General features: G+C 72.3%; 14 protein-coding genes and 1 pseudogene. 11 read left to right on the top strand and 4 right to left on the bottom strand.

Features of this window, described 5'->3' with window-relative positions; translation table 11 throughout:
* Window positions 1-172: 172 nt before the first annotated feature.
* Window positions 173-610 (top strand): transposase family protein, encoded by a 438-nt coding sequence (locus KBX26_RS02535; protein ID WP_247675117.1) that lies wholly within the window; start codon window positions 173-175, stop codon window positions 608-610.
* Between the two features lie 233 nt (window positions 611-843).
* Here KBX26_RS02535 and KBX26_RS02530 read toward each other — a convergent pair whose 3' ends face one another.
* Window positions 844-1,773, bottom strand: a complete 930-nt coding sequence (locus tag KBX26_RS02530; RefSeq protein WP_030331001.1) for a LysR family transcriptional regulator — start codon at window positions 1,771-1,773, stop codon at window positions 844-846.
* A 72-nt stretch (window positions 1,774-1,845) separates the two neighbouring features.
* Between KBX26_RS02530 and KBX26_RS02525 the strand changes: the two genes are divergently transcribed.
* Complete coding sequence (locus KBX26_RS02525; protein ID WP_030330998.1) at window positions 1,846-2,769, top strand: EamA family transporter; 924 nt, start codon at window positions 1,846-1,848, stop codon at window positions 2,767-2,769.
* A gap of 595 nt (window positions 2,770-3,364) precedes the next feature.
* Here the strand turns inward: KBX26_RS02525 and KBX26_RS02520 are convergent.
* Window positions 3,365-4,468 carry a winged helix DNA-binding domain-containing protein gene (locus KBX26_RS02520; RefSeq protein WP_030330996.1) on the bottom strand — a complete coding sequence of 368 codons (1,104 nt, stop codon included), beginning with the start codon at window positions 4,466-4,468 and terminating at the stop codon, window positions 3,365-3,367.
* A 64-nt stretch (window positions 4,469-4,532) separates the two neighbouring features.
* Entirely contained in the window at window positions 4,533-4,733 is a 201-nt protein-coding gene (locus KBX26_RS02515; protein ID WP_210864598.1) for a hypothetical protein, read from the bottom strand.
* Window positions 4,734-5,584: 851 nt separating this feature from the next.
* Here KBX26_RS02515 and KBX26_RS33115 point away from each other — a divergent pair.
* Window positions 5,585-5,665, top strand: a pseudogene (locus KBX26_RS33115) (nuclear transport factor 2 family protein); the annotation flags it as partial.
* 9 nt (window positions 5,666-5,674) lie between these two features.
* Here KBX26_RS33115 and KBX26_RS02505 read toward each other — a convergent pair.
* Window positions 5,675-6,922, bottom strand: coding sequence for an MFS transporter (locus KBX26_RS02505; RefSeq protein WP_081883789.1), 1,248 nt, complete (start codon window positions 6,920-6,922; stop codon window positions 5,675-5,677).
* A gap of 437 nt (window positions 6,923-7,359) precedes the next feature.
* On the opposite strand from KBX26_RS02505, the gene KBX26_RS02500 reads away from it, so the two are divergent.
* The 8 genes from KBX26_RS02500 (at window position 7,360) to KBX26_RS02465 (ending at window position 23,131) form a co-directional block, all read left to right on the top strand.
* A complete protein-coding gene (locus tag KBX26_RS02500; RefSeq protein WP_210864597.1) occupies window positions 7,360-8,112 on the top strand; it encodes a response regulator transcription factor in 753 nt (250 codons plus the stop codon).
* 5 nt (window positions 8,113-8,117) lie between these two features.
* Window positions 8,118-8,957 carry an aminoglycoside phosphotransferase family protein gene (locus tag KBX26_RS02495; protein WP_210864596.1) on the top strand — a complete coding sequence of 280 codons (840 nt, stop codon included), beginning with the start codon at window positions 8,118-8,120 and terminating at the stop codon, window positions 8,955-8,957.
* A gap of 164 nt (window positions 8,958-9,121) precedes the next feature.
* The gene (locus KBX26_RS02490) at window positions 9,122-12,349 is read left to right on the top strand and encodes a non-ribosomal peptide synthetase (RefSeq protein ID WP_210864595.1); all 3,228 of its coding nucleotides are present in this window, start codon (window positions 9,122-9,124) and stop codon (window positions 12,347-12,349) included.
* Entirely contained in the window at window positions 12,342-14,597 is a 2,256-nt protein-coding gene (locus KBX26_RS02485; RefSeq protein WP_210864594.1) for a polyketide synthase, read from the top strand. Before KBX26_RS02490 ends, KBX26_RS02485 begins: the two co-directional genes overlap by 8 nt.
* A complete protein-coding gene (locus tag KBX26_RS02480) occupies window positions 14,597-14,863 on the top strand; it encodes a phosphopantetheine-binding protein (RefSeq protein ID WP_030330983.1) in 267 nt (88 codons plus the stop codon). The genes KBX26_RS02485 and KBX26_RS02480 overlap by 1 nt, the downstream gene beginning before the upstream one ends.
* Window positions 14,863-18,267, top strand: coding sequence for a non-ribosomal peptide synthetase (locus KBX26_RS02475; protein ID WP_210864593.1), 3,405 nt, complete (start codon window positions 14,863-14,865; stop codon window positions 18,265-18,267). The genes KBX26_RS02480 and KBX26_RS02475 overlap by 1 nt, the downstream gene beginning before the upstream one ends.
* The gene (locus KBX26_RS02470) at window positions 18,264-21,146 is read left to right on the top strand and encodes a type I polyketide synthase (RefSeq protein ID WP_210864592.1); all 2,883 of its coding nucleotides are present in this window, start codon (window positions 18,264-18,266) and stop codon (window positions 21,144-21,146) included. Before KBX26_RS02475 ends, KBX26_RS02470 begins: the two co-directional genes overlap by 4 nt.
* On the top strand, window positions 21,143-23,131 hold the full coding sequence (locus tag KBX26_RS02465) for an amino acid adenylation domain-containing protein (RefSeq protein WP_210864591.1): 1,989 nt from the start codon (window positions 21,143-21,145) through the stop codon (window positions 23,129-23,131). The genes KBX26_RS02470 and KBX26_RS02465 overlap by 4 nt, the downstream gene beginning before the upstream one ends.
* Window positions 23,132-23,389: the final 258 nt, after the last annotated feature.

Genomic DNA, 23,389 nt, shown 5'->3' with positions numbered 1-23,389 from the left:
CTGTTGAACCGCCGCAGTAAATCATGAGCAGGGCGGCGCATAGAGTCAAGACCTCGATCAATGCCGTTCTGGTAGCCGGGACTTACGCTGTTTATCAAGGCGTCTTGTCACGCAGGAGTCGCGATCGGTGTAGCGGCGCATCTCGCCGCTTCCGAAACAGGACAGGCCAGGGTTGCTGCAGGCCCTCGCCCGGGTTCCGGACCCGCGGGACGCCGGCGGCCGGATCCATCCGCTGCCGGGACTGCTCACGATCGCGATCGCGGCGGTGGTTTCGAGATCGAGCCGCGTCGCGGAGATCGTCGAATGGGCCGCCGACCTGCCGGACGCGGCGTGGGATCGTCTCGGTGCAACCCGCGACGCGTTCACCGTTGCCCGGCGGGTGCCTGACGACAGCACCCTGTCCCGGGTACTGACCGGTATCGACGCCGGCGCCCTCGATACTGCGGTGTGCCGCTGGCTGCTCAGCCGGGCGGTTCTGACCGGGGCCGGCAGGCGAGTGATCGCGGTCGACGGCAAGTCACTGCGCGGCAGTGGGCCGACCGGGACCCAGGTGCACCTGCTGACCGCACTAAACCAGGCAGGCGGTGGTCGGGTCGGTGAAGTCGGCTGACGGTTGCGCTGACCGAGGAAGGGCTGCCACAGACTCGGTCAGCACCCATGCCGTGAGGCAGGCGCCACACGGCGGCAGGGCCAGCGGGGGCGAACAGACCTGGCGGGATTCTGTGTGGCACCCCCGTTTACACCGAAAACCCCGCCCAATCCTTGACGAAGGGTGACAGGGAGTGATGAGCGCCAAATCGGGTCGACCCTTTCGCCGTTCTGGGAACCAAGATCAGCCGTACATCAGGCGATGATCGGCCGGCGCTGTCCACGGGGGACGCCGGCCGAGCCGCATAGCTCCGCCAGGAGGGCGTCCACCGCGGGCCGTTGCGGCGTGCCGCCGAGGGCGCGAGTGACTGCGAAGATCCGTCGCTCGGTGACCGGCTCGACCAGTGGCTCCACGTGCACCCCGAGTGGCACGTGGCGCAGCGCCAGCTCCGGCACCAGCGCGGCGCCCAGCCCGGCCGCGACGAGGTCCAGCGTGAGCGCGAAGTCGACGGCACGGTGCCGGATGTCCGGCTCGAAGCCGGCGAGCCGGCAAGCGTGCAATGTGGACCGCAGGCACGGCGTGTGCTCGGCGCTGGCGATCCATGGCACGTCGCTCAGCTCGGTCAGCCGGCCGGTGTGACGACGCCACCGGACCGGGGTGATCAGGTGCATCGGGTCTGTGGTGACCGGATGCCGGTCCAGGTCGTCGACCAGCGGCGCGGGCACGTGGTCGTATTCCTGCAGCACCGCCACATCGAGGGTGCCGGAGCGCAGGTCGAGGCGGCTCTGTTGGTCTTCGGCCTCGATCACCCGCACATCCAGCTCCGGGTGCTTCGCCCGTAGGCGGGCGGCGGAGGGAGCCACCAGCGCGCCGGCTGCGGACGCGAACGCGCCGACCCGCACCGTACCGTTGACGCCGTGGCGGAGCGCGGCGAGTCCGGCCACCGCCTGCTCCACCGCGCCCAGCACGTCCTTCGCGTGGCTGGCCAGAACCTGGCCGGCCGGGGTGAGGACGATCCCGCGCCCGGCCCGCTCGACAAGCTCGTGCCCGGCCTCTCGGGAAAGCTGGACGAGCTGCTGAGAGACCGCCGACGGAGTGACGTGCAGCGCCGCGGCGGCGGCGGTGACGCTGCCGCGCAGCGCGACTTCGTGCAGCACGCGGAGCCGGCGTACATCAAGATCCATGTAGCCACGCTACAGCAGCAATGAAGAACGTTGAACTGGTCCTTAAGCGTTGCCTCGGGCAGCGTAGCCGGCATGAAAGCATCACACCGACTTCTCGCCCTGCTCGTCGCCGCGATCTGGGGCGTCAACTTCGTCGCCATCGAGCTGGGCCTGCGCGACCTGCCGCCGCTCGTGCTGACCGCGCTGCGCTTCGTCGCGGCGGCGGTGCCGCTGGTCTTCCTGGTGCCGCGCCCCAGCGCCCGGCTCCGCTACGTGGTCGCCTACGGGCTGGTGCTCGGCGTCCTGAAGTTCGGCGCGCTGTTCACGGCGCTCGCGGCTGGCATGTCGGCCGGTCTGGCCTCGCTGGTGCTGCAGGCGCAGGCCCTGATGTCGGTGCTGCTGGCGGCGGCGGTGCTGGGCGAGCGGCCGGCGCGGGCGCAGGTGGCCGGCGTGCTGGTCGGATCGGTCGGGATCGGCTTGCTGGCGGTCCACAGCGGCGGCCACGCCTCCGTGATCGGCTTCGTGCTGACGCTGTTCGCGGCGGCCAGTTGGGCCCTGGCAAACCTGGTCATGCGGGCCAGCGACGAGACGCGACCGCTCTCGCTGCTGGTCTGGTCGAGCCTGGTGCCGCCGTTGCCGCTGCTCGGCCTGGCCGGCGTTGTCGACGGCGGACAGGCGGTGCTGGGTGCGATCACCGGTCTGTCGTGGCGCGGCTTGCTAGCCGTGGCGTACGTCGCGTACGTGTCGACCCTCGTCGGCTTCGGTATCTGGAACCGGCTGATCGCCCAGTACTCGATCGCGAGAGTGGCGCCGTTCAGCCTCCTGGTGCCGGTCTTCGGGCTCAGCGCGGCGTGGCTGCTGCTCGACGAGCCCGTCGGCCCGACGGAGCTGGTCGCAGCCGCGATCGTCCTCGCCGGGCTGGCGCTGGTGGTACGGCGTTCCACAGCGGACCGCAACAACGCCACGGATGCGAGCGACGGTCGCGAGCCCGAGTATGCCCCGGCCGCGACTGCCTAGTCCGCGGCCACGACACCTCAGCGCGCTGGGCGCAATCAAGACGGATGACGGTACGGCTCGACCGCAGCGAGCATTCTTGCCACCCAGAAACTGGGAGTACGCGTGGCGCCGTAGCGATCAGCAAGCTCGGCGTCGAGCGCGTCGCGTCTGACTCCTCCGCGTGGCCAGCCAGCTTCCATCGCGGTGATGAGCTCGCACTGTGTGGGAAAGCTGAACCGTGTCACCGCGTTGACGTTCCGCCAGGCACTGTCCGCAACACGGGGATCCGGATCAACCTTTCCACCGACGTCCAGCCCTAGACGTTCGGCAGCTCACGACCCTTCGGCGGTCGGTGGTCCCCGCGATTCGGGGGAGCAGGTTGGGAGCAGCCGGGTGCCCTGAACGGCCTTGAAAATCGGCCACGGCATCAACCGCACCCACCCTTGCCGAAGATCCAGGTTTCCACAGGTCAGAGTGGGTGCAGCGTCCTGCGCGCGCGAAGGCGTCAGCCTCGGCGCCCCGGTCTCAGGAACGACCCATGACCCGTGCACGGCTTTGCCCGCCCGGGTTGCCGCATTTCGCGGCAGCGTGTCCTCCATTGTCGGCAGTGCGGTCCTCAGGTCGGTGCGGCGAAACGGACTTCGTGTGACGCTTTGGGGGCGAGTAGGTCCAGCAGCTCGCTGCCCTCGGTGGTCAATGCCTCGCGGTCGGCTGCGGACAGTGGTTCGAATGGGTGCACGGTCAGGGACGCCGCGCCTCGTGCCGTGGTGAACGTCCAGGTTGCTGCGGTGAAGCCGTCGAGGAGTACCAGGCGGGGGACGGGACCGTGCGGGACGAAGTTCTGCTGGCGGAGGCCGTCGGTGACCACCCTGGACCGGTCGTGGTGAGACAGCAGCAGGTTGTCGAAGTCGTACAGGTACCGGGCAGGCGCGCTGACCTGGGGGTCGGGTCGGGGTGCGTCGGGTAGGTCGAACAGTTCGACGCCGTTCTCGTCGCGGAACGTGGCCAGGCGGGGCCGGAGCCGGTCGAGCACCTCCGCCAGCCGGGTGAGACCGCACCAGGTCTGCGCGTCGCGTACGGTTGCCGGGCCGAACGCGGCCAGGTATCGCAGGAGCATCTGGTCGATCGGCTGGTCGGTGCGCAGCGGCGCGCCGACCCACGATTCGAGCGGCGCGTGGACGGTTCGGCCACTGGCGCCCCAGACGCCGCGCGGCGGGGTTTGCACGACCGGCAGCAGGTTGCGAACCGCGTAGGCGAGGCTGGCGGGGTTCCGATCTGGCCACCGCTGAGCCAGCAACCGGCCCAGTTCGCCCGGGGTGCGCGGCTGCTCGTCGAGGAGTTCCCGGCCTGCAGCGACGAGTTCTGCGGTATCCAGTCCGCGCATGGACCGGCCGTGTGTGTGGTTGGCGAACAGGTCGCGGTCCAACGCCGGCTGTACGAGCGGGCGTAGCGCCAGCGCGTCGGACGCGCTGACGAGATGGACCGTCGAGCGCATGAGAGCGATCCGCACTACCCGTCCTTGCGTGAGCAGCGCCCCGATGTCCTCGGGTCGGCACTCGGTGAGCCGGTTCCACAGCCCCACGTACCAGGTGTGCGGGGTCTGGGCCTGCAGGCCGACGAGGTGCTCGATGGCCTGCAGCGGAGTGAGGTCGGCGCGGCGCAGGAGCAACTGCCGGTCGAGGGTGGCGCGGTTGAGGGCGCGGCGGGTCAGGGTTTGCACGGGTGGCCTTCCCGGAGGGTTGAGATCAGGGGTACGCGCGGCGGGCGTACCTGCTGGGTGTGGGTCAGTGGAGTTGGCGGAAGTAGCCACGGATGTCGCTCACCAGCAGGTCGGGGGCGCCGTGCGTGGCGAAGTGGCTGCCCTTGTCGTCCACGTGCCAGGACACGATGTTCTTGTGGTCCCTTTCGGCGAACCGGGCGGCGACTGGAAGTCCCAGGCGAAGTTCGCGTTTTCGCCGCCCCCGACCCGCAGTGCTGGTCATCATGAAAAAAGGGTGGCTCGCCGGCCCGTCCCGCCCTACTTTGCACGTGGATCCTTCTTCTCCGACCCACTCACGGAGGGACTTCACCCCGCGTGACGCCGCCTGCTCTTTAGCCCTGACACCTTCCCCGTGCATCGGTCGCCGACGTCGCCGTCGGCTCCTCTCCCATGCCTTCCGTCAGGTCTTCAGAGGGATCATGTCTACGCATCCTCATATCGTCTCGTCCTGGACCCATCGGCGCACGCCCCCTGCCCTGCTCGCGTACCGCTGCGTCCACTGCCATTCCGGCCTCGTCGGCACCGGCGACGGCAAGTTCCGCGTCAATGCCACCAGCGAGCTTTTCGACATCCTGCTCCTGGGCACCCGCGTTTCCTGCGCCGGCACCAGCACAATCACGGTCCACGATCGCGTCCCGGTCCGTTACCTGGATCCGATCCGTGTAGAGGGCTACTCCGGCAACTCCTCCCGCCATGGGCCAGCGCTCGGACGAAAGTCGAGGTGGCCTTGTCCCGGACTGCATCACACGGCGGCCCGCGCGCGGTCGTTCGTGACCGGGCGCGAACGAAGATCAGGGCCGGCCCGATACCGGCGACGAAGGTGAACGGGGGGATGCAGGGGAGTCCGGACGGGACCGGGGCTTCGCCAGGCCGTACACCTCAACCGCTCCGCCGCGAGGGACCACCCGACGGCGTCGAGTCGGACAAGCACAAGGCTCTCAAGGACCGGCTCGCGACTGTCTCCGACCGGGCCGGCTTCTGGGGGCCCGCTCGTCGACCGGCAAACGGGTTGCGGACGTGCTGGTGCGCGGTGAGGGTGCCCTCCTGCTCGGGCACGAGCCGCAGGTGTCGGGCGTCATGGCCCGGTACGTCCGCTACGCCGACCATCACCGTTGGCAGGACCTCGCCGGGCTCTTCACACCGAACGGCACCTCCCGAACCACCCTCTCAGGTCGTGGAGGCCGGGGCCGTCTCGCGGACCAGCGTGACAGCGCTGTGGTTGGCGGCCGGAATGATCAGCGACGATGCGACGAGCGCGGCGACGGCGATGCCCAGCCATCCCCAGAAGCCGAAGGCGATGACCAGGCCGGAGAGCGCCGCCGGGCCGATGATGTTCTGCGTGATCACGTGCAGGTCGAACGCCCCCAGGTACTCGCCCTGAGCGTGCTCGGGGGCGAGGCCGAACGCGAGCCCCCAACCGGAGGCGGCCTGCATCACCTCGGCCACGGAGAGGATCAGCACGGCGGCGACGATCGCCACGGACGCCAGGATCACGTTGTCGTCGAGCGCGGTCACCGCCAGGACCGCGCAGCCGCCGGCCAGCCAGTAGCCGGAGCGCCGGGCGAGCCGACCGGCGCCGTGCACGGTGTCCGCGCCGCGGCTGGCCCGTACCTGGAACAGGATGACGAACGCGGTGTTGACGATCAGCAGCAGAGGAATCAGGAAGTGCGGCAGGTCGGTGCGGTTGAGCGCCCAGAGCGGCATCGTCACCAGGATGATGCTGACGTGCGAGGCGAGGATCGTCGAGACGCCGATCACCGCGAGGAAGCGTGGGTCGCGGACTGCGGCGAAACGCCTGAAGCCGACCGGTGCGGGACGCGGCGGCACGTCGGGCAGGCGGGTGACGAGGAGCGCGGCGCCGGCCATCAACGCGGCAGTGGTGAGGGGGATCAGCACGAGCAGCCGTTGGCTGAGGGCGGCGACGGCCGCCACGCCGATACCGATGCTGAATCCAATGTTGAACACCGAGCGCATCATGGCCTTGAGCTTCACCCGCTCTTCGGCGGGCACGAGGTTGCCGATGAGGGCCCCGTTGGTCGGGCCGGTGCCGTACTCGAGGAAGCCGACGGTGACCACCAGCGCGAAGAAGGCGGTCGCGCTGTCGACGAGGCTGTAGAGCCCGAATCCGACCGCCAGCGCGGCGAACAGGATGACGAGCAGGCGGCGGGCGCCCACCCGGTCGGCGATCACACCGAACAGGACCGAGGAGAGGAAGGCGGACAGGCCTGCGGCCGACAGGCCCAGGCCCACCTGCCGGGCGTCGAGTCCGACACGCAGCGTGAAGTAGACGATGCTGCCGCTGAGGAAGACTCCCTTGCCGATGGATTCGGCCAGTCGAATCGCGATCAGCTTCCTGCGGAGCGGGTCGGTCGGTACCAGGCCGGCGACAACGTCCGTCACTCGTGACAAGGGCATGGGTCAATCCTGGCGACGGCGGTGTCCGGCGGACAGGGCGACAGGTGTAGTGCGTACGGGACGACGTCCCGGATCGGCCGGGAAATTCTCCCGTGGACTCCCGGGGCCGGCGGCACGTCGACCGTCTGTGAAAGGTCCGCTGTGGACGGCTTCGTCAGGGCCAAGACGGAAAGTCTGGTTCGGTTTTTCGATGCGTCAAAAGGCTGACCGAGCCCGTTCCCGGGATCACTTCTTGTGTTGTTCTGTTGGCCGTGAGTAGATGTTCATCACGACGCGGGGTCGGCGCTACCGCGGCGTTTCCCCGCGCGACTAAGACACCGCGGGCCGTTCGGACGGGGTGAGGTGGATAGATGGTCAGCGTTGGCTCGGTCTCGGAACTGACTCGGAACATGAGGCGGTGTCCGGAGGAAGTCGCGGCGGAGACACAACCCGACGCGGTGACGGTGGTCCTGGCCGACGCTCAGCCGGTGGTGCGCAGGGGCCTGCACGCCCTGCTGTCGCCGTCGGCTGAGGTCGCCGTGACAGGTGAGGCGGCGTCCACGCGGGAGGCGTTGGCGCTGGCCACCGCCACACGTCCCGACGTGCTCGTTCTCGACGTCGAGCTGCCGGGGTTCCAGGCGGGGGTGACGATCCAGGAGATCAACCGGGTGTCGCCCTCGACAGCGGTGCTGGTCTTCACCGCGGTCGAGGACGAACACGCGATACTCGCGGCCATGTGGGCGGGCGCCCGGGGCTACGTGCTCAAGAGCTGCCCGGGCGACGGCATCGTCCGGACGATCCGGGGCCTCGCGACGGGTGAGGTCATCCTCGGCCCCCGGGTGGCCGACAAGCTCATCGGGCAACTGAGCCTGGAGCCCCGCAATCAGCAGCTCTTCCCGGAGCTGACAGCCCGCGAGCGGGAGGTTCTGGAATTGATTGCCTCGGGTATGCGCAACGTGGCGATCGCCGCGAAGCTGAATCTGTCCCCGAAAACGGTCAGCAATCATATTTCCATCATCTTCAGCAAATTGAACGTTTCTGACCGGTACGAGGCGATCGAGGTCGCCCGCCGGGCGCGGTTGGGGCGCCCCGGGCCGCCCGGCTCCCATTCACCAGTGGTGCGTGGTGGCAGCGTTCTGCTGACCGGCAGGCGTGGTGTCGTGGCGCCGGGCGCGGCCGCGTACGCCGGCGCGCGGTCGGTGCGGGGGTGAGCGGGATGAGCCTGGACCTGGACGCGATCGCCAACCGACTGGAGCCACGGTTCGGCCGGGCCGCGCACCGCTGGGTGGGCACGCTGCGCCAGCGGCTCGACGACCTCGTCGAGCAGTGGGAGTTAACTCTCGGTGACCCGCTCAAGTCCGGCAACTCCTCGGTGGTGTTCCGGTGCGTGGGCCCGCTCGGCGACGCGGTGCTCAAACTGTCCCCGGACAGCTACGCCGTGCGGGAGGAGGTAGACATGCTGCGCCAGTTCGCCTCCAGCAAACGGGTGCCGGCGGTGCGGGAGTCGGCCAAGGGCGCCGTCCTGCTCGAAGCGATCCACCCCGGCACCCTCGTGGAGAAGATGCCGCAGCCGCCCTCACCGCGGGAGTACGCCGCCTTCCTCACCGATCTGCACGGCGCGGGCGACCCGGCTGCCGCTCCCCGTCAACTGACGGACTGGATCGACGTGCTGTTCAACTCGGCGACGCGCCGGGGCGCCGACCTGAGCGGGTCCAAGCGGCTGCGTGACGACCTCTTCGCGGTGCCCACCGACACCGTGCTGCTGCACGGGGACCTGCACCTCGGCAACGTGCTCAATGGCGGAGGCAGGGGCCTGGTGGCGATCGACCCGATGGCGTGCGCCGGTGACCCCTGCTTCGACGCCGTGGACTACGTGCTGGAGGGTCTGGACCGCGCGGAGATGGTGCGCCGCCGCGACGAGCTGGCGAGCGCCGCCGGCATCGACGTGGGCCGGCTCGACGCCTGGTGCCGGGTGACGGCCCCGATCGGCGCCACGTACGTCAGCAATCCCTTGCACTCCGCCGAGCTGGCGGCCTTCGGGCGCGGCGAGTACTGACCGGCCGACCACCGCCCCGGTCTGACGGCAACCCGCGTCGGGCCGGGGCCGCGCCGTGCCCGGGGACCGAGTCGACGTGTCGCCGACGCGACCGGGAGCTTTTCCTGGTGGGGCAGGAGAACGTGCTCTGCCGCGCGGGACGTGCCGGGCCGCACGATCGGTGCATGGTTCGTACCGGTCGTGCTTCCTTCGCCCAGGAACGTCTCTATTTCCTCGATCAGCTCCAGCCCGGAAACCCGGCGTACGTGGTGGCCTTCGCGGTGCACCTGCGCGGTGCGCTGCGACCCGAGGCCCTTCGCGCGGCCCTGACCCGGGTGGTCGCCCGGCACGACGCGCTGCGCACCACGTTCGCGGTGGTCGACGGTGTCCTTACCCAGCGGGTGTCGTCGACGCCCGCTGTGGACGTCGACATCACCGCCGACGGGTGGGTCGATCGCGCCATCCAGGAGACCCACCTGCGGACGCTCGTCGCCGAGCAGGCTCGGCAGCCCTTCGACCTCGCCGACGGGCCGGTGGTACGGGCCTACCTGCGCTCCTGGGGCCCGGACGAGCACGGCCTCGCGGTGCTCGTGCACCACATCGCCTGCGACGGGTGGTCGGTGGGTCTGCTCCTGCGCGACCTGGCCGCCGAGTACGACGCCGCTGTCGACGGGTCGGTGGCCGCCTACGAGGAGCCCGCCGAGTCCTACCTGGCGTACGCCGAACGGCAGCACGAGACGTGGCGACGGGACAGCTCGGGCCTCGACTTCTGGCGTGCGGCGCTGGTCGACGTGCCGCAACTGGCGCTGCCCACCGACTTCCCCCGCCCGAGCGTGCTCGGCACCACCGGCGCGGTGCTGCGCCGCCCGGTCGAGCCGGAACTGGTGCGGCGGTTGGGGGAGTGGGGGCGGGCGCGGGGCGTGACGCTGTTCGCGGTGACGCTCGCCGCGTACGCCTCGGTGCTGTCCCGGTACGCGCGCCAGGACGAGGTGGTGGTCGGCGTTCCGGTGGCGAACCGGATGGATGACGCCGAGGAGCGCCTGGTCGGCTGTCTGGTCAACACGCTGCCGATCCGGCTCGACGTGTCCGGCCGGCCGAGCTTCACCGAGCTGGTGGACCGGGCACAACGGACCAGCATGGCGGCCTTCGCCAATCAGGACGTGCCGTTCGAGCAGATCGTGCGGGCCACCGTGGGGGAGCGGCAGCTCAGCCACGCGCCACTGTTCCAGACCTCGCTGACGGTGCAGAACTTCCCGTTCGCGTTTCCCGAGTTCGCCGGGGTACGGCTGACCGAGGTCGACGTCGAGATCGACGTCACCAAGTTCGACCTGGGCCTGACCCTCGACGTCTCCACCGACGTGCCGTTCCTGCGCGCCGAGTACAGCACCGAGCTGTTCAGGGCGGAGACCGTCGGCACGCTGCTCACGCACTACCTGACGTTCCTGCGGTCGATCGTCGACGAGGAGCAGCGGGAGCCGTCCATGGTGGACGAGGCCGAGCGGGCGCAGCTCACCGAGGGGGTGAACCCGCCGCTCGCGTCGGCGCCGGTTACGCACCCGTCGGTGCTGCGTCGCTTCGCCGACCACGTGGCGGCGACCCCGGACGCGGTGGCCGTACGCCACCGGGACGTCGAGATCACCTACGCCGAGCTGGACCGGTGGGCCGGGCGGATCGCGGCGGGCCTGGCCGACCGCGGTGTCCGCCCCGGCGTCCGGGTGGGGCTGCTGCTCGGCCGTTCACCGGCGGTCGTCGCGGCGATCCTGGGCGTGTGGAAGCTCGGCGGCGTCTACGTGCCGCTGGACCCGGACTACCCGCGCCAGCGCCTCGAACTCATCGCCGCGAACGCCGGGATGGCGGTGCTCGTGGTGGACCCGGAGACCGCAGAGGCGGCCGCGGCGCTCACCCGCGACAGCGGGACGCCCCTGGCCGACGCGCACACCCTCGACGGAATCTCCGTGCTCGAGGAGACCTTCCCGGGGCCGGACGACCCGGCGTACGTCATCTACACCTCCGGCTCGACCGGCGTACCCAAGGGGGTCCTGGTCGGGCACGGCGGCCTGGACGCGCTGAACAGCCCGACCCCGGCGGGCCTGGACGTCACGGCCGTCGACGTGTGGCTGGCGGCCAGCTCGTTCTCGTTCGACGCGTCGGTGTGGGAGATGTGGGGCGCGCTGACCACCGGCGCCCGGCTGGTCATCGCCGAGCGGGTCGACCTGGTGGACCGGGAACGGCTGGCCCGGCTGGTGCGTCGCGAGGCCGTCACCGTGCTGTTCCAGACCCCGGGCGCGCTCTACCGGTTGCTGCCGCCGTACCTGCGGGCGCTCGAGGAAGACGAGACCTCCCGCATCCGCTACGTCGTCCTTGGCGGCGAGGCGCTGAGCTGGTCGCGGCTGGCGTCGCTGATCGCCGACGCGCCGGGTCTGCAAACGGTGTTCGTCAACATGTACGGCATCACCGAGGGCACCATCCACGTCACGATCTTCCAGGCGTCGGCCGCCGACGTGCCCCGGGTCCCCGAGGGTGCCATCGGCGTGCCGTTGCCGTCGGCGCGCTGCTACGTCCTCGACGAGGACCTGCGGCCGACCGGCCTCAACGTGCCCGGCGAGCTGTACTGCGGCGGCGCGCTCGTGGCGCACGGCTACCTGGACAACCCGGAGCTGACCGAGGCGCGGTTCCCGCCCGACCCGTACGGCGGCGGGGTCATGTACCGCACCGGCGACGTGGTGAAGTGGGGTCTCGACGGGAGCATGGTGTACCTCGGCCGCAACGACACGCAGGTGCAGGTGCGCGGCTACCGCGTCGAGCTGGCTGAGGTGGAGGGGGCCCTGCTCACCCACGCCGCGGTGCGGTCGTGTGCCGTGGCCGCCGAGGACGACGAACTCGTCGCGTTCGTGGTCCACGGGATCGGCCCGGACGCCGAGCACGACCTGCGGGCGCACCTGCGCGAGACACTGCCGGCGTACATGGTGCCGTCGCGGATCCTGACCGTGGCGACCATCCCGCTCACCGCGCACGGCAAGGTGGACCTTCCCCGCCTGCTGGCCGACAGCCGGGCGGCACGGACGGTCACCGCGCCGTCGCGGCCACCGGCCTCAGTGGTCGGCACCGGGTTGGAGGAACGGATCCGGGCCTGCTGGGTCGAGGTGCTGCGGCGGCCCGACGTCGGGCTGCACGACAACTTCTTCGACCTGGGCGGCCACAGTTTCGCGCTGATCGCGCTCCAGCAGCGGATGTCCGAGGAGGGTCTGGACGTCTCGGTGACCGACCTCTTCCGCTGCGGCACGATCGCCGGCTGCGCGGCGGCGCTCCAGCACACCGCGCCCGTCGTCGCGGACCCCAACGCGGCGCAGCGCCGCCAGGGCCGCGCCCTGCTGGCCGACCGGCGGCGCAGCGTGCGAGCCGGCCGTGGCTGAGCTGGACGACAGCGCTGCGGTGGCGGTGGTCGGCATGGCCATCCGGGTCCCCGGCGCCGAACGCGACCTGGACCGGTTCTGGCGACACGTCCACGACGGCGTCGACGCCGTCAGCGTCTTCACGCCCGAGCAGCTCGTCGGTTGGGGCGTACCCAAGGATCTGGTGGAACGGTCGGGCTTCGTGCCGGCCCGCGCGGTGCTCACCGACGCGGACCGCTTCGACCACCGGCTGTTCAGCTACTCACCGTCGGACAGCGCCCTGATGGACCCCCAGCAGCGGATTCTGCTGGAGTGCGCCTGGGCGGCCCTGGAGCACGCCGGCCACCCGCCGGTCGCCGCCGACGGCAACCGGGTCGGGGTGTACGTCGGCACCGGGCTCAACGTCTACCTGCTGGACAACGTGTGGCCCAACGAACGCGCGGTCGAGGCGGCCGGTGGCCTGGGCGTGATCATCGGCAGCGACAAGGACTTCGCCGCCACCCGGATCGCCTACAAGCTGAACCTTCAGGGGCCGGCGCTGACTGTGCAGACCGCCTGCTCGACGTCGCTCGTCGCGGTGCACCAGGCGACGCAGGCGCTGCTCACCTACGACGCCGACGTGGCACTGGCCGGCGCTGCCACCGTCGCCCCGCCGACCCGGCGCGGACACCTGCACGAGCCCGGCGGCATCTTCTCCGCCGACGGTCGCTGCCGCGCCTTCGACGCCGCCGCCGACGGGACGGTACCGGGCGACGGAGCGGGCGTGGTGGTGCTCAAGCGCCTCACCGACGCGCTGCGCGACGGCGACACCGTGCACGCGGTGATCCGTGGCTCCGCGGTCAACAACGACGGCGCCCGCAAGGCCGGCTTCACCGCGCCCGGTCCGACCGGTCAGGCCGCCGTCATCGCGGCGGCGTTGGAGGTGGCCGACGTCGACCCGGACACCGTGGGCCTGGTCGAGACGCACGGCACCGGCACCGCGCTCGGCGACCCGATCGAGGTGGCGGCGCTGCGGCAGGTGTTCGACTCCGCCCGGCCCGACCGGGCGCCCTGCGCGCTGGGCGCCGTCAAGTCGGTCGTCGGACACCTGGACACCGCCGCCGGGGTGGTCGGCATGATCAAGACGGTCCTGGCCCTGACGCACCGGACGATTCCTCCGATCGCGCACCTCCGTACGCCCAACCCGGCGATCCGACTGGACGGCTCGGTGTTCGAGCTGCCGACGACCGCCCGACCCTGGGCGCCTGTCGACGGCGTACGCCGCGCCGGGGTGAGCGCCTTCGGTATCGGCGGCACCAACGCCCACGTAGTGCTGGAGGAGGCCCCGCCAATCGCGGCCCGACCCCGCCGACACGTCCCGCAGCTCGTCCTGGTCTCTGCGAAGACCGCCGCGGTGGCGCAGGAGAGCCTGGACCGGGTCACCGCGTTCGCGGCGGGAACCGCGCCCGGGGACCTGGCCGACCTCGCGTACACACTGCGGACCGGCCGCGCCGAGCTGCCCTGGCGGGCCGCCGTCCTGACCGGCGTGACCGACGGGGTCGCCCGGCTGCGCAAGGTCGACGCGACGGCTCGGGCGCGCGGGGTGGCGCTGCACCTCACCGGGGCCGGTGCGGTGACCGGCAACCGACCCAACTACGACGCCGACCCGGTGTACCGGCGGACCGTCGACGAGGGCGTCGCGCTGCTGCGTGGCCACGACCTGGACGATTCGGTCCGGGAACGCGGCGACCGGCTGCTGGCCTGCGTCGGCCTGACCCGGTCGCTGCGCAGCCGGGGCGTCACCCCGCGCGCTCTGGCCGGTGACGGTGTCGGCGCGGTGGCCGCCGCCGTCGTGGCCGGGGTGATGTCGCTCGCGGACGCGCTGGCGCTGCTGCGCGACACCGACGACCCCGGGGTACGCCTGCACCCCGCCGCTCTGCCCCTGCTCATCGACGGGCGGCCCGACGACAGCGCCTTCTGGCGGGCCGCGGCCCTCCGTCCCCCGACGTCGACGCCGCCCCCCGACGTGCCCGACCCGGTGCTCTGGATCGAGGTCGGCACCAGCGTCACCCCGCACCTGGACGCCGACCAGCCGCCGCTTCCCGCCAACCGGCACGCCCGACTGCTGGCGACCGTCGGCGCGCTGTGGCAGCTGGGTCTCACCGACGCCTGGGATCCCGTGCACGACACCGGCCGCCGCCGGCTGCCCGCCCCCACCTACCCCTTCGCGGCCACCCGGCACTACCTGGACGCACCCGGAGCCGACCCGACCACAGAGAGGCGACACTGATGCGCGACGTACACGACCGGACCTGGGTGGCCGAGTTCGAGGAGCTGTGGATGGAGGTTCTCGGCGTCGACACCGTCGACGACGACGACGACTTCTTCGACCTCGGCGGCCATTCGCTCAGCGCGCTGCGGCTGAGCACCCTGATCCGCCAGGAACTCAACCTCGCGGTGATGTTCGGCCACGTGCTGGAGAACCCCCGCTTCGCCGACCTGCGCAAGGTCGCGAGCGAGGTGCCGCTGGAGCGTCCGGCGGCGGAGACCGCCTGATGATCGCCCCCGACCTCGCCGCCTGGGCGCCGCTCGCCGCACGGGTGCTCGGCGGCACCCCCGAACAGGTGAGCGCGGCGGCCGCCACCGAATCGTTCGTCGCTCTGGGCGGCACCTCGCTCCAGGCCATCGCCCTGGTCTCGCTGGGCCAGCGCGAGCTGCGGGCGGACGTGGACAGCGCCCGCCTGCTGTCGGCGCTGCCGCTGGCCCAGGCCCTCGCCGGCGCCGTGGACTTCGTCGACACCGCGCCACCCGTCGTCGCGCGGCGGCCGGCAGAGCGGGAGTTGCTTCCGGGTCAGCGGTCCATGCTGGCCGCGCACCTGCTGGAGCGGGACGCGCCGTACCACCTGATGTTCACGGTGGAGGCGGACGGGCCCCTCGACCCGGCCCGGGTCCGGTGGGCGCTGCGCGAGCTGACCACCCGGCACGAGGCGCTGCGGACACACTTCGTGCGCGACCCCCGCCAGGCCCGGATCGTGCTGCCCGCGCCCTACGAGCCGCGCCTACTGCACCAGACGCTGCCCGACGACGACGCGGTACGCGCCGTGCACGACCTGTACGGCCCGGCCGCCGCGCGTCTGCTGCGCCCCTTCGCGCAGCCACCCGTGGTGTTCGTACTGACCCGAACCGGCCGGCGCGACCTGCTCACCATGCTGGTGCACCACACGGTCAGCGACGGCTGGAGCGTCGGACTGTTCGCGCGGGAGTTCGCCGAGTTCTACGCCGGGGACGGCCCGGCCGAGGCGGCCCCGTCACCGGACTGGGTCGGCACCCGGCTCGCCGCGCAGGAGTCGTCCGGCGCGCTGGAGTCCGCTTTGACCCGGGTCACCGCGCGGCTGGACGGGGCACCGTGGACGGTGACGCTCCCCACCGACCTGCCGCCGGTCGCCGAGGCCGACGGGCGGGGCGCCCGACTGCGCTTCCACCTGGACGAGACGGCGGCGGAGGCGACGACCGGGTTGGCCCGGGAGTGCGGGGTGACCGTCACGTCGGTGGCCCTGGCAGCCTGGGCGTTGACAGTGTCCCGCCGCGCCGGTCTGGACGACCTGGTGCTCGGGGTGCCGGCGGCGGGCCGGTTCGAGGCGGGCATGGACCGCCTGGTGGGCCTCTGCACCCGGGTCGTCCCGGTCCGCTGCGCGGCGACCGACGACAGCACCGTCCGGGAGTTCGTCCGCGGGATCGCCGACGCCCTGGCCGCGGCGGTCGCCGACGCCGACGTGCCGTTCGAGAAGGTCGTCTCCGCGCTGGGCGCCGGCACCGACCCGGGACGGAACCCGCTGGCCCAGCTCGGCTTCGCCGCCCACCACGAGCTGGTGCCCGACGAGCTGGTGGTGGGCGACCGTACCTGGCGGGTGCACGAGAGCCACTGCGGCGGCGCGGTGTTCGACGCCCTGCTCTACCTCCAGTCGTGGTCGGATCGTCCCCGATTCGCGTTGGAGTACGCGACAGCCCTGCTCACCGCCGCCGACGCCGGGGAACTGGTCGAGTCGTTCCAGGCGGCGGTGCGGGAGCTGGCCGCCGACCCGGACGCGACGGTGCGGGACGTCACCACGCTCTCGGCGGGTCAGCGCGCCCGGTTGCGCGAGCTGGGCTCGGGCGAGACGTACGACACCTCCGACGACGTGTGGCACCGGTTCGCGGCGTACGCGGAGTCGGCGGGCGCGCGGTCCGCGCTCGTCGACGCGCACACCGGGCTGACGCTCACCTACCGTGAGCTGCACGACGCCGCGGTCGAGCAGTCCCGTCTCCTGCACGGCCACGGGGTGCGTGCCGGCGACGCGGTTCTGGTGGAGGTGCCCCGCTCGGCCGCCGAGGCGGTCGCGGTGCTGGGTGTGCTGCGGCTCGGCGCGCACTACGTCGCGGTCGACCGGCACGCCACCGCCGAGTGGCGTACCCATCTGGCGGCGACCGTCGCGGCGCGGGCCCGCCTCGGTGTGGGCGAGCCCTGGCCGGGAGTCGTCGACTGTCCACTCGTCGAGCCGGGAACGCCGGTCGGGGCCGGTGCGGTCGAGGCCGCGCCGAGGGATCCGGCGCGGACCGTGTACGTCTCCTTCACCTCGGGCTCGACCGGGGTGCCCAAGGGCGTCGTCGTGCCGCACCGGGCGGTGCTGCGACTCGCGGACGACCCGGGGATGTTCGTCGACCGGCCGGGCATGCGGATGCTGCGGCTGTCCCCGCTGGCGTTCGACGCGTCCACCCTGGAATTGCTGGTGCCCTTGGCCACCGGCGACACGGTGGTGGTCTTCCCGCCGGAGGACCCGACGCCACGCGGGCTGGCCGACGTCCTGCGCACCGCCGGGGTCACCCACGCCTGGCTCACCTCGGGCGTGTTCCACCTGGTCGCCGACCACCGTCCGGACGCGTTCGTCGGGCTGCGGCAGCTGTTCACCGGCGGGGGAGTGGTGTCACCGCCGCACGTGCGCCAGGTGTTGCGGGCCTGCCGGGGCCTGCGCCTGACAAACGGTTACGGCCCCACCGAGAACACCACCTTCACCACCACGTACTCCGTCGAGCACGCCGACGCGACCCCGGACCCGCTGCCGATCGGCGGCCCGGTGCACGGCACCGACCTGTCCGTCGTGGACGCGTCGGGTCGCCTCGTTCCACCGGGCGCCTTGGGTGAACTGCTGGCCGGCGGCACCGGCCTGGCCGACGGGTATCTGGGCGACCTGACCAGGTCGGACGCCTCCTTCGTGCGACACGACGGGGCACGCTGTTACCGCACCGGCGACCTGGTGCGCTGGGGCGCGGACGGGCAGCTGCGCTTCCTGGGCCGCAACGACCGCCAGGTGAAGATCGCCGGACACCGAGTGGAGCCGGTCGACGTCGAGCGCCGGTTGCGGGCCCAGCCGGGCGTCCGCGACGCCGTGGTGTTCCCCACCGGTGACCCGACGACCGGCGTACGCCTCTGCGCGGCGCTCAAGCCCGACCCGGACGGCCTCGACGTGGCCGCCGTGCGCCGCGCGGTGGAACCCGACCTGGCCCCCTACGCCCGGCCGCAGCAGTGGGTGACGGTGGCGGAGTTCCCGCTGGACCGCAACGGCAAGGTCGACCTGCGGGCGTTGGGAGCGCTGGCCCAACCGGCAGCGCCGCCGGAGACCTCGGCCGCGCCGGCGGACCCGCCGGCCCGGGTTCCCGCCCAGCGCTCGGCGTCGCTGGCCGAGTTCGAGGAGCTGGTGACGGACGCCTGGGTGGAGGCGTTGGGCACCGACGACTTCGACGTCGACGAGGCGTTCTTCGACGTCGGCGGTGAGTCACTGCGCCTGGCGATCGTGCGCCGGCTGCTCCAGGAGCGGCTGGCCGGCCGGACCATCCCGCTCACCGACCTCTACCGATTCCCGACCGTCCAGACGCTGGCCCGGCATCTGCACGCACAGACCGAGAGAGCAGGGGCACCCTCATGAGCGACGACATCGCGATCGTCGGCCTGGCCGGTCGGTTCCCCGGCGCCGCCGACGTCTCGGAGTACTGGTCGAACCTGGTCGCCGGGAAGACCACTGTCAGTGCGCTGACCCGAGGCGAGCTGCTGGCCGCCGGGGTGCCCGCCGACCGGCTCGACGACCCGGCGTACGTGCCGGCGCGCGGCGTCCTGGCCGACCCGGACCTGTTCGACGCGGCCTTCTTCGGCATCACTCCGAGGGAGGCGGAGACGATGGACCCGCAGCACCGGCTGCTGATGCAGACGGCGTGGGCCGCGCTGGAGTCGGCCGGGCTCGCCACCGAGCGGCCGTTTGGTCGGGTCGGTGTCTTCGCCGGGGCCGGGTTCAACTACTACGCGCTGCACCACGTGTTCGCCCAGCCCGAGGTGGTCGAGTCGCAGGGGCTGCTGTCGGTGGTGCTGGGCAACGAGAAGGACCACCTGGCCGCGAAGATCGCGTACCGGCTGGACCTGGGCGGACCCGCCATCACCGTGCAGACCGCCTGCTCGACGTCGCTGGTGGCGGTGCACCTGGCCTGCCAGAGCCTGCGCGGCGGCGACTCGGACGTCGCGCTCGCCGGTGGCGCCTGCGTGGCCGTGCCGCAGCAGGCCGGGTACCTCTACGAGACGAAGGGCATTATGTCGCCGGACGGCACGTGCCGGCCCTTCGACGCCACGGCCGACGGCACCGTGCCCGGCAACGGGGTCGCCCTGGTGGTGCTCAAACGCGTCGCGGACGCCCGCCGGGACGGGGACACCGTGTACGCGGTGATCAAGGGGTCGGCGGTGAACAACGACGGTGGGATGAAGGTCGGCTACACCGCGCCGGGCATCGCCGGGCAGATCGACGTGCTGACCCGCGCGTACGCCGCCGCCGCCGTCGACCCGGCGACCGTGGGCTACCTCGAGGCGCACGGCACTGCGACCGAGGTCGGCGACGCCATCGAGCTGGCCGCGCTGACCGAGGTCTTCCGTCGCGGCGAGCGACAGTGCTCGATCGGCTCGGTCAAGGCCAATGTCGGGCACCTCGACGCCGCCGCCGGTGTCGCCGGTCTCATCAAGGCAGCGCTGGCCCTGCACTTCCGGCAGATCCCGCCGCTCGCCGGCCTGAAGCAGGCCCGGCCCGAGCTGCTGGACGGGTCGACACCGTTCATGGTGGACACCGTCGCCCGTCGGTGGGAGGCCGCCGACGGTCCGCGCCGCGCGGCGGTCAGCGCCTTCGGTCTGGGTGGCACCAACGCGCACGTGGTGCTGGAGGAGGCCGACGGCCCGATCCCGCCGGAGCCATCGGCTGCCGACGGCCCCGCCGAGCTGATCGTGCTGTCCGCGCGGACCCCGGAGGCGGTCCGCGAGGCCGCCGATCAGGTGCATGAGTACGTCCGGCAGCGCCCCGACCTGTCCCTGCGGGACGTCGCGGTGACGGCGCAGACGTACCGCCGGCACTTCCCGCACCGGTTGGCGGTGGCCGCACGGGACGTCCCGGCGGCGCTCGCCGGCCTGCGCCGGGCGCGGGTGCGCGCGGCGGCCCGCCGACCCCGGGTGGTCTTCCTGTTCCCGGGGCAGGGCGCCGAGTTCCCCGCCATGGCGCGGGGCCTCTACGACCACTACCCGTCGGCGCGGGCCGACCTCGACCACGGGGCGGAACTGCTGGCCCCGGTCCTCGGGCTGGACCTGCGGGACGTCCTTGTCGACGACGACCCGCACAGTGTCGTGCACCGCACGGACGTCACCCAGCCGGCCCTGGCCCTGTACGAGGTGGCGCTCGGCCGGCTGCTGCTGTCGTGGGGCGTCCGTCCGGCGGCGATGATCGGTCACTCGGTCGGTGAGTTCCCGGCCGCCGCGCTCGCCGGTGAGCTGGCCGACGACGACATGCTGCGCCTGGTCGCCACCCGGGGCCGGCTCATGCAGGACGCCCCGGAGGGTCACCTGCTGGTCGTGCTGGCGGGGCCACGCACCGTGGAGGAACACCTCGCGGGCCTGGACGCCCTCGACATCGCCGCCCGCAACGCGCCGGAGGTCACCGTCGTGGCCGGACCGCCGGCCCCGCTCGCCGCGTTCCGCGAACGCCTGGACGCGGCCGGGGTGCCCTGTCGGGGGCTGCCCGCGCAGCGCGCGTTCCACAGCCGGATGATGACCGACGCGGCCCGGCTGCTCGGCGTGGCGGCCGACCGGGTGCCCCACCGACCCCGCACCCTCCCGGTGGTCAGCAGCGTCGACGGCGCGCTGCTCGGCAGCGGCCAGGCGCGTGCCGAGGGCTACTGGGCGGCACAGTTGCGCAGCCCGGTGCGCTACCACGACGCCCTACTGACCGCGCTGGAGCTGCCCGACCCCGTGCTCGTCGAGGTCGGTCCCGGCACCGCGCTGACCGGCATGGCCCGGCAGACACCGCAGGGGCGGCGGGTGCCCGGGTTCGCCATACAGCCGCGACCGACGCCGCGGGCCGACGCCGCCGATGTCCTCGCCGCACTCGGCGGGCTGTGGACGGCCGGGGTGGCGGTGGACTGGCCGGCGGTGCGCGGCGACACCCCGGCGCGACGGGTGGCGCTGCCCACGTACCCGTTCGCCCGTACCCGCCACTGGCTGGAGGCGACACCGCCACCGGCCCCGGACACCGCCGAACCGTTGCCGCCTCCCGCGGCTGCCGGGGAGAGCACGGTGGTGGGCGAGATCGTGGAGCTGTGGGGCCGGTTGCTCGGCTCGCCCGACATCGGGCCGGACACCGACTTCTTCACCGTCGGCGGTGAGTCCCTGCTGTTCATCCGCATGGTCAACCAGGTGCAGCGCCGCTTCGCCGTCCGCATCCCGATGGAGAAACTGTCCGCGCGACCCACGCCGCGCGTCCTGGCCGAGCTGGTGACCGCATGACCGACCACACCGACCTGGCACACGCCGCAGCAGTGGCGGCCGTACTCGCCCACCGCCTCTCCGGCGCGACGTCGGTAACGGTGCGCGGCCCGCACGGCGACCACACGCTGCGCGTGCACCCGGACACCACACTGACAGAGGTACGCGCGCAGACGCGGACACCGTCACCCGAGCTGTCCCCGGTGGACGTGGTGCTGGTGACACCCGGCCCACCGGGCGGGGCGGTGGGAACGGTGGGCCCGGTGCCGGTCTGGCTCGTCGGCGACCACTGTCATCCCACCCACCTCCAGGAACGACTGGACACCCTGAGCGGATGGCTCACCGACCATCCCGACCGCCCGGTGCGCGAGGCGTCGCTCGTCGGTCCCCGGGAGCGGGCCACCCTGCTCGGCTTCAACCCCGCGCCGACGCCCGCCCCCCGGACACCCGTGCACGAGGCGATCTGCCGGCAGGCGGAGCGCACCCCGGACGCCGTCGCGCTGCGCGGCGGGGGACGCGACCGCAGCTACCGGGACCTGCTCGACGAGGCAGCGGCGCTGGCCGGGCGACTGCGCGCCGAGGGCGTGGGCCCCGGCTCAGTCGTCGCCCTGTGCACCGAGCGGAGCCCGGAGATGGTCGTCGCGGTGCTCGGTGTCCTGCTGGCCGGAGCGGCGTACCTGCCGCTGGACCCGTCCCACCCGAGGGCCCGGCTGGACCTGATGCTCACCACCGCCGACGCCGCGCTGGCGCTCGCCGACGAGGAGGGACGGGCCGCGCTCGGCACCGGCGGAGCCCCGGCCGTTCCGGTGCGACCACTGGCCGGTGCCGACCTGCCCGCCTTGCCCGTCGACTGGCGTGGCTACCGCGCGCCGGAGGAGGTGGTGGACGGGCTGTCGTACGTCATCTTCACCTCCGGGTCGACCGGGACGCCGAAGGGTGTGCAGATGACCCATCTGTCGCTGGCCAACCGGCTGGCGTGGATGCAGGAGGAGTACCGCATCGGGCCCGGCGACGTGGTGCTGCAGAAGACGCCGTACACCTTCGACGTGTCGGTGTGGGAACTGCTCTGGGCCTTCCTGGCCGGCGCGACGCTGGTCACGGCCGAGGCCCAGGCGCACCGCGACCCGCAGGAGATGGCCGCCGTCATCGCCCGCGAGGCGGTGACCACAGTGCACTTCGTGCCGTCGATGCTCGCCCTGTTCGTCGAGGAGCCCGGGGTCGCCGCGTGCGCAGCCCTGCGCCGGGTGATCTGTAGCGGGGAGGCCCTGCCGCCGAAGCTCGTCAACAAGCTCACCGCCACCCTGCCGACGGTGCGGGTGGACAACCTGTACGGCCCCACCGAGGCCGCCATCGACGTCACCGCCTGGCCGTGCCGCCGACCCGAACCGGACCCCACCGTCCCGATCGGCAGGCCCATCACCAACGTCACGGCATACGTGCTGAACGACGACGGTGCGCTGGCCCCGCTCGGCGTACCCGGGGAACTGGTGGTCGGCGGCGACTGCCTGGCCCGGGGGTACGCCGGACGGCCCGACCTGACCGCCGAGCGGTTCGGCACCGTGCACGTCGCCGGGCGTCCCCAGCGGGTGTACCGCACCGGCGACCTGGCCTGGTGGTCACCACAGGGGTACCTGAACTACGGCGGGCGCATCGACACGCAGGTGAAGATCCGTGGGCAGCGGGTGGAGCTCGGCGAGATCGAGTCGGTGCTGAACAGTCACCCGCTCGTCGCGAACAGCGTGGTGCTGCTCCGCGACGACCTGGGTGCGGCCCCGACCCTGGTGGCGTACGTGGTGACCGAGCGGCACGCCGACGCGGGCGACGTGAGCGAGGCGGAGCTGCGGGCGTTCCTGGCCGAGCAGCTTCCCGACCACATGGTGCCGCTGCGCCACGTGGTGCTGCCCGAGTTGCCCGCCACCGCCAACGGCAAGGTCGACCGCAGGGCTCTGCCCGCCCCGCCGGCCCGGGTCCGCCGGCCGGTACGGGTCGGGTCACCCTCGGCGTAGGGCGTCGGGAGCGGAGGAGTCCGCAACAGGTCCGAGGACTCGAGCTCCTCGCGCCGGTGCTGCCGGCAACCCCGGGTCCGGCAGGCTGTACCGCGAGCCCGATCCCTTGAAGCCGAGGACGCGTAGAGCGGGGGCAATCTCGTCGCGCAGCATCGCACGATAGACGGTTTGCACGTCGCTCACGTCATCACCCGCCCTGGTCTGAGAACCAGAACCTAGCGGCAAGCATGAACGACCCGAGACGCTGCCACGGAACCC

Source organism: Micromonospora sp. C97 (assembly GCF_018070385.1).
In the GTDB taxonomy this organism is placed as follows: Bacteria; Actinomycetota; Actinomycetes; order Mycobacteriales; family Micromonosporaceae; genus Micromonospora; species Micromonospora parva.
Note: the sequence above shows the minus strand (reverse complement) of the source record. Positions and strands in the feature narration are given on the sequence as shown.

Coding starts and splice junctions, on each gene's coding strand:
- KBX26_RS02495 (WP_210864596.1), top strand. CDS start 8,118: ATGAGCCTGGACCTGGACGCGATCGCCAACCGACTGGAGCCACGGTTC.
- KBX26_RS02490 (WP_210864595.1), top strand. CDS start 9,122: ATGGTTCGTACCGGTCGTGCTTCCTTCGCCCAGGAACGTCTCTATTTC.
- KBX26_RS02480 (WP_030330983.1), top strand. CDS start 14,597: ATGCGCGACGTACACGACCGGACCTGGGTGGCCGAGTTCGAGGAGCTG.
- KBX26_RS02475 (WP_210864593.1), top strand. CDS start 14,863: ATGATCGCCCCCGACCTCGCCGCCTGGGCGCCGCTCGCCGCACGGGTG.
- KBX26_RS02525 (WP_030330998.1), top strand. CDS start 1,846: ATGAAAGCATCACACCGACTTCTCGCCCTGCTCGTCGCCGCGATCTGG.
- KBX26_RS02515 (WP_210864598.1), bottom strand. CDS start 4,733: ATGATGACCAGCACTGCGGGTCGGGGGCGGCGAAAACGCGAACTTCGC.
- KBX26_RS02505 (WP_081883789.1), bottom strand. CDS start 6,922: ATGCCCTTGTCACGAGTGACGGACGTTGTCGCCGGCCTGGTACCGACC.
- KBX26_RS02470 (WP_210864592.1), top strand. CDS start 18,264: ATGAGCGACGACATCGCGATCGTCGGCCTGGCCGGTCGGTTCCCCGGC.
- KBX26_RS02530 (WP_030331001.1), bottom strand. CDS start 1,773: ATGGATCTTGATGTACGCCGGCTCCGCGTGCTGCACGAAGTCGCGCTG.
- KBX26_RS02465 (WP_210864591.1), top strand. CDS start 21,143: ATGACCGACCACACCGACCTGGCACACGCCGCAGCAGTGGCGGCCGTA.